We start from the raw sequence: 5,086 nt of genomic DNA, 5'->3' as shown, positions 1-5,086 counted from the left end.
AGCTCATTACATACTATTTAGTCTTACGACTAAAAATTTACTTTTTTCTAAAGTAATTAACTGGTTTAGCAAAATATTATTTTGCTATTCTTTACCTATTTCTCTGTTTAATTTTCAAAGACCAATTTGTTTTGTGTTAATCGCCAACTGACGACTTCTACAATATTACTAGATGTCTCTTGTTTTGTCAACAACTTTTTCAATATTTTTTAAATATATTTTTAAAGAAATAATTGATGACTTATCAACCTTTATCTTCGTCGAAACTAGTTCGTTGCGACAAGGAGTATTCTATCATATCAATAACATCCTATATTTAAATTTGTTGCTATTTATAGATGTTATTCTTTATATACTTCGTAATACTAGATATATCTTTAATTTAGTTATATTGACACACATGGTTAAGTATATAAGAATACATCTTCATTTAAGTATATTATACATTTATTTTATGTTACTAAATCTGAGAAGAAAATATTACAAGGCTTAATTTCGCAAAACATAACTATAATGTATATTCGATATACTACAAATTATAATTTCATATATTACTAAGATTATAATTAGCCATGGCCATTCAATTTGGATATCGTAAAATATTATTATTATTTTACTTCTAAAACAAAATTATCAAAACTATCATTTAATTCTCCGTAGAATAATATTTTATTATTATCATCATTCCACCATAGGGCTCCTTCGCTTCTACCTTTAAAAACAATTGTATCATTAGTTATTGATGTCCCATCAAAGCATCCAACACTAATTAAAGTAGCAATATGTTTATAGTACGCAATATTTTTTTTATTTGGGGATATAGAGAACTCAACAACATCATCCATTATTGGATTCTTCTTGCCTGTGTTCATATCATAAGTATAGAGGGCAGTTATTTCACCTTTTCCCGCTGTATACAATATCTTTGTATTATCATAAAATTGAAAACTATAATAATTAGAGCTTACTATTTTAGTTTTTTCTAATTCTTCTTTGTTTGCAAATGTTATGGAATCTCCGCTAACATCAAATAAATATAAATCTAAATTACTATTTATTAATACATGGTTGCCATCATTAGAAAGTTTAGCTTGGGTACTTTTAATCCTAGTTACAAAACCATTAATATTAAATTCTCTGACCTTATCAGTAGAAGTATCGTATATTACTAACATATTAGTTTTAACTATAGACAGATATCTACTATTATTACTCCAATTAAAATCACTTACTCTATTTAATGATGTAATAAAAGTTTCTTTCCCTGTACTTAAGTTTTTTACAATAACCTGCTTTGTATCTTCAAAGCTTTTTAACCTTTTTAGGCTTTCAATATAGGCTATTTTACTTTTATCCGGTGATATAGCTGCATCCATCACAATCTTATTTTTAATTATATTTTCATAGTTATTAGTATTAAAATCTGCCTTTCTGACCTCAAGCCATTTATGAATTCCTTCATTAAGATACTCAGAAGAATTATCTTCTGAGCTTTTTTCTGCTAGAAGAAGAATATTATTTTTATCTACCCATCCCCTTGTTGTCATACCTTGCTTTATTTTTACTATTTTAGCTGTTTCAAATATCTTACTATCTATCCCCTGTGTTTTCTTTTCTGGTATAATTATTGTTTTTTCTTTCCCCTTATTATTACATCCTATGAGAAATGTACTAATTAAAACAATCCCCACTATCAATAGTCCCATACCTGAAATTGCAAATAATTTTTCTTTAGAATGTGCTTTCATTTTATCCCGCCTTTCTTTTTTCTGTCTTTATCATACAATACATATATTTCATCCATATATACAAATGTTTCAATCTTGTAAACTTTTTGTATATATTGGAAGTTTAATAATAACAGTGGTTCCATTGTTCAGGATACTCTGCACATCTATTTCACCATGGTGAGACTTTAGTATTGCTTGGACTATAGATAAGCCAAGACCACAACTACCTATCTCTCTAAAGCTTTTTTTGTCGGCGCTATAAAAAGGCTGAACTATATTCTTTAGCTGTTCCTTACTCATACCTATTCCATTATCACATACTCTTATGTATATGTTTTTTTCATCTTTATAACATTTTACTTGTATAACATTATCGGGTCTGCCGTACTTTATTGCATTATCTATAAGATTGATTAAGACTTCTTTTAATCTGTCATTATTGCCCAAAGTAAAACAATCGTTCTGAGTTTCACAATGAATTAGTGTATTATATCGTATTCCCTTTAAACTCATCTCTTCACAAGTGCTTTTAATTAGCCGATATAGATTAACAGGCTCATAGTCATACTTACTTTCAACTATCTCCTCTTTAGAAAGCTCAAGAAGTTTTAAAACCATGTGGTGGAGTCGTTTACTTTCATCTATTATATGATCTGTTGCTTTGTCGAAGAAATCCTCATCATTAAATCCATTGGATTTTATCATTTCTGCGTAACCAAATATTGTGGTTAGTGGTGTTTTGAGTTCATTGGTCACATTATCAAAAAACTTTTTTCTATGACTACTGAGTTCTTTCAGTTTATCCCTGTCGTTTTCAATAATTTCCATATTACGCCTTAATGTCTCTACCATATTAAAAAAGTTTATTGAAAGTTCGCCTATTTCATCACTTGATTTTATATTAATATCGTTGCTAAACTTACCTTGTGCAATTTCTTTTGAAGCTTTAGACAATTTAATAATTGGAATGGTTATACTCCTGGTTAAAATTGATAAAAACAAAAATATAACAGCAAAAACACATCCCGTTAATGTTAGAATGTATATAAGCATTTTATCCGTCTTATCATAAAGTGAGGAATAATCCTTAATAAAACTTACTATCCCTAGATTTTTTTCTTGTATAATTAGAGGAAAAGTAAAACTTACTATAGTAGGATCGATTTCTTTTAGCGTATAAGAGCTAATATTATTTTTTGCATTGATTAACCCCTGATTATTTTTATTTAAAAAATCTTCCCTATTTGTAGAGTATATAATGTTCGCTGCTAAATCGTATATTTGAAACTTATAATTTATATTATTTCGTAAGTCGCGCCCTAATTCTTCACTATGATTTTTAAACTGATCTTCATTTAAACTAATATTGTTAATTAAAAAATATTGTCTTACATATATATTAAAATTATCTTTTAAATCTCCTAGGTTACCTTCTATCACACTCTCATTATCACTTTCCATCCTTATCCTTAAGCAATGATTCATAATAATAAAACCCACTGAAAAAATAATTACAAATCCTATGAAAAATTTATAGCCTAGTTTAAACTTCATCTTCTAACCTCATCTCTATTTAATCATCTTGTATCCAAATCCAAACACAGTTTCTATGATGAATTGACAATTTAATTTTTTTCTTAGTCTTTGTACGTGTATATCTACAGTTCTTGTATCACCTACATAAGAGTAACCCCACACACTATTTAAAATCTGTTCTCTTGATAAAACCACTCCCTTGTTTTCGAATAGAGTAACAAGAAGATTATATTCCTTAGGTGTAAGTTCAATATCTGTATCACTTTTTCTTACTCTATGCTCGTCTAAGCTAAGCTGAACATCAAAGCCCAAATCTACAAATTCCTTTGAAGCATCATCTACGGGTAACTTCATATTTTCAATTCTTCTAAATACAACTCTTATCCTAGTTATAACTTCCCTTAAATCAAAAGGTTTTGTAATATAATCATCAGCCCCAAATTCAAGTCCCAGAATTTTATCTGTTATATCCGATTTTGCTGTTAATATAATTATAGGAATGTTGTACGTCCTTGTGATTTCTTTACAAACATCTAATCCACCAATATCTGGAAGCATTAAATCCAGTAAAACTAAATCAGGTTTGAAATCTTTCAAAATTCTAAAAGCCGTTTGTCCATCATTAGTAATGTAAGGTTCAAATCCTTCCTTCTTTAGTCCATAACATATTAATTCTGCAATAGCTTTTTCATCCTCTATAATTAGTATTTTTTTATTATCCATAATAATACACTCCTTTTCAATTATAACATTTAACTCAAGGTATTATTGTTTAAACATAACCCTTTAATTCCTACCTTATTATAACATTTTTAGTATACATTTTAACTTAACAATAGTAAATACGACTATTTAGCATAATGATATGTTATCTTGAACTAAAAGAAAAAAAGCCATCTGAGCTCAGCTCCAGATGGCTTTTTAATATTATACTTAATCAAGAATTAATGCTGAACTATACTAGTATAATTCAGCATTATATTAATAAGTCTAGGTGATGTTAAAGCATTTCTAACAATATATACTTTTCATTGTAGCATTATTTAATAAAAAAGTTCTTCATTATATATAAAAATTTAACATAATAAAAAAAACAGTCCATATTAGACTGTTTTTTTGGTGGAGACAACAGGAATCGAACCTGCGACCCCCTGCGTGCAAGGCAGGTGCTCTCCCAACTGAGCTATATCCCCTTATATGGTGGACCTTCAGGGACTCGAACCCCGGACCGACCGGTTATGAGCCGGTAGCTCTAACCAGCTGAGCTAAAGATCCATATAAAATCACCTGGCGACAACCTACTCTCCCACAAGGTCACCCTTGCAGTACCATTGGCGCATTGAAGCTTAACCTACCTGTTCGGTATGGGAAGGGGTGTTACCTTCATGCCATAATCACCAGATCTATTGGTGTTAACCAATATATTATTACTTTTTGAAAAAATGGCTCCTCGAAAAGGATTTGAACCTTCAACCTATCGGTTAACAGCCGAGCGCTCCACCGTTGAGCTATCGAGGAACATTACCTAGCGACGACCTACTCTCCCACAAGGTCACCCTTGCAGTACCATTGGCGCATTGAAGCTTAACCTACCTGTTCGGTATGGGAAGGGGTGTTACCTTCATGCCATAATCACTAGATGAGAATATAAATATTCTCTCAAAATTGCACAGTAAAAGAATCTTCTCGCTCACGCTCAAAGCTTTCACTCCTTTTTTACAAAAGGAGTATATCGCAAAATTAATACTATTATGTTACTTTTATTTATTTTGGTCAAGCCCTCGACTTATTAGTATTAGTCAGCTGAACATGTTACCATG

3 protein-coding genes, 3 tRNA genes and 2 rRNA genes are annotated in these 5,086 nt (G+C 30.0%); all 8 read right to left on the bottom strand.

All coding sequences use genetic code 11. From position 1 onward, the window contains the following. Positions 1-608: 608 nt before the first annotated feature. Positions 609-1,748, bottom strand: coding sequence for a TolB-like translocation protein (locus tag ACREWB_RS10735; protein ID WP_431547440.1), 1,140 nt, complete (start codon positions 1,746-1,748; stop codon positions 609-611). A 69-nt stretch (positions 1,749-1,817) separates the two neighbouring features. Then, positions 1,818-3,284 carry a HAMP domain-containing sensor histidine kinase gene (locus tag ACREWB_RS10730; RefSeq protein WP_431547439.1) on the bottom strand — a complete coding sequence of 489 codons (1,467 nt, stop codon included), beginning with the start codon at positions 3,282-3,284 and terminating at the stop codon, positions 1,818-1,820. 15 nt (positions 3,285-3,299) lie between these two features. After that, a complete protein-coding gene (locus ACREWB_RS10725) occupies positions 3,300-3,989 on the bottom strand; it encodes a response regulator (RefSeq protein ID WP_431547438.1) in 690 nt (229 codons plus the stop codon). Between the two features lie 394 nt (positions 3,990-4,383). Then, positions 4,384-4,459, bottom strand: a tRNA-Ala gene (locus ACREWB_RS10720). 5 nt (positions 4,460-4,464) lie between these two features. Continuing rightward, positions 4,465-4,541 (bottom strand) — tRNA-Ile (locus ACREWB_RS10715). Between the two features lie 10 nt (positions 4,542-4,551). Beyond that, a 5S ribosomal RNA gene (gene rrf, locus ACREWB_RS10710) occupies positions 4,552-4,668 on the bottom strand. A 41-nt stretch (positions 4,669-4,709) separates the two neighbouring features. Next, positions 4,710-4,784: transfer RNA gene (locus ACREWB_RS10705), tRNA-Asn, on the bottom strand. Between the two features lie 5 nt (positions 4,785-4,789). Then, a 5S ribosomal RNA gene (rrf, locus tag ACREWB_RS10700) occupies positions 4,790-4,906 on the bottom strand. Positions 4,907-5,086: the final 180 nt, after the last annotated feature.

The sequence above is a fragment of the Clostridium sp. genome (genome assembly GCF_050717635.1).
GTDB lineage: Bacteria > Bacillota > Clostridia > Clostridiales > Clostridiaceae > Clostridium_AD.
The sequence above is the reverse complement of the archived record's forward strand: the minus strand, read 5'-3'. Positions and strand labels throughout refer to the sequence as shown.

Bases quoted from the DNA above. Each gene is read 5' to 3' on its own strand.
- ACREWB_RS10725 (WP_431547438.1), bottom strand. From the start codon at position 3,989: ATGGATAATAAAAAAATACTAATTATAGAGGATGAAAAAGCTATTGCA.
- ACREWB_RS10730 (WP_431547439.1), bottom strand. From the start codon at position 3,284: ATGAAGTTTAAACTAGGCTATAAATTTTTCATAGGATTTGTAATTATT.
- ACREWB_RS10735 (WP_431547440.1), bottom strand. From the start codon at position 1,748: ATGAAAGCACATTCTAAAGAAAAATTATTTGCAATTTCAGGTATGGGA.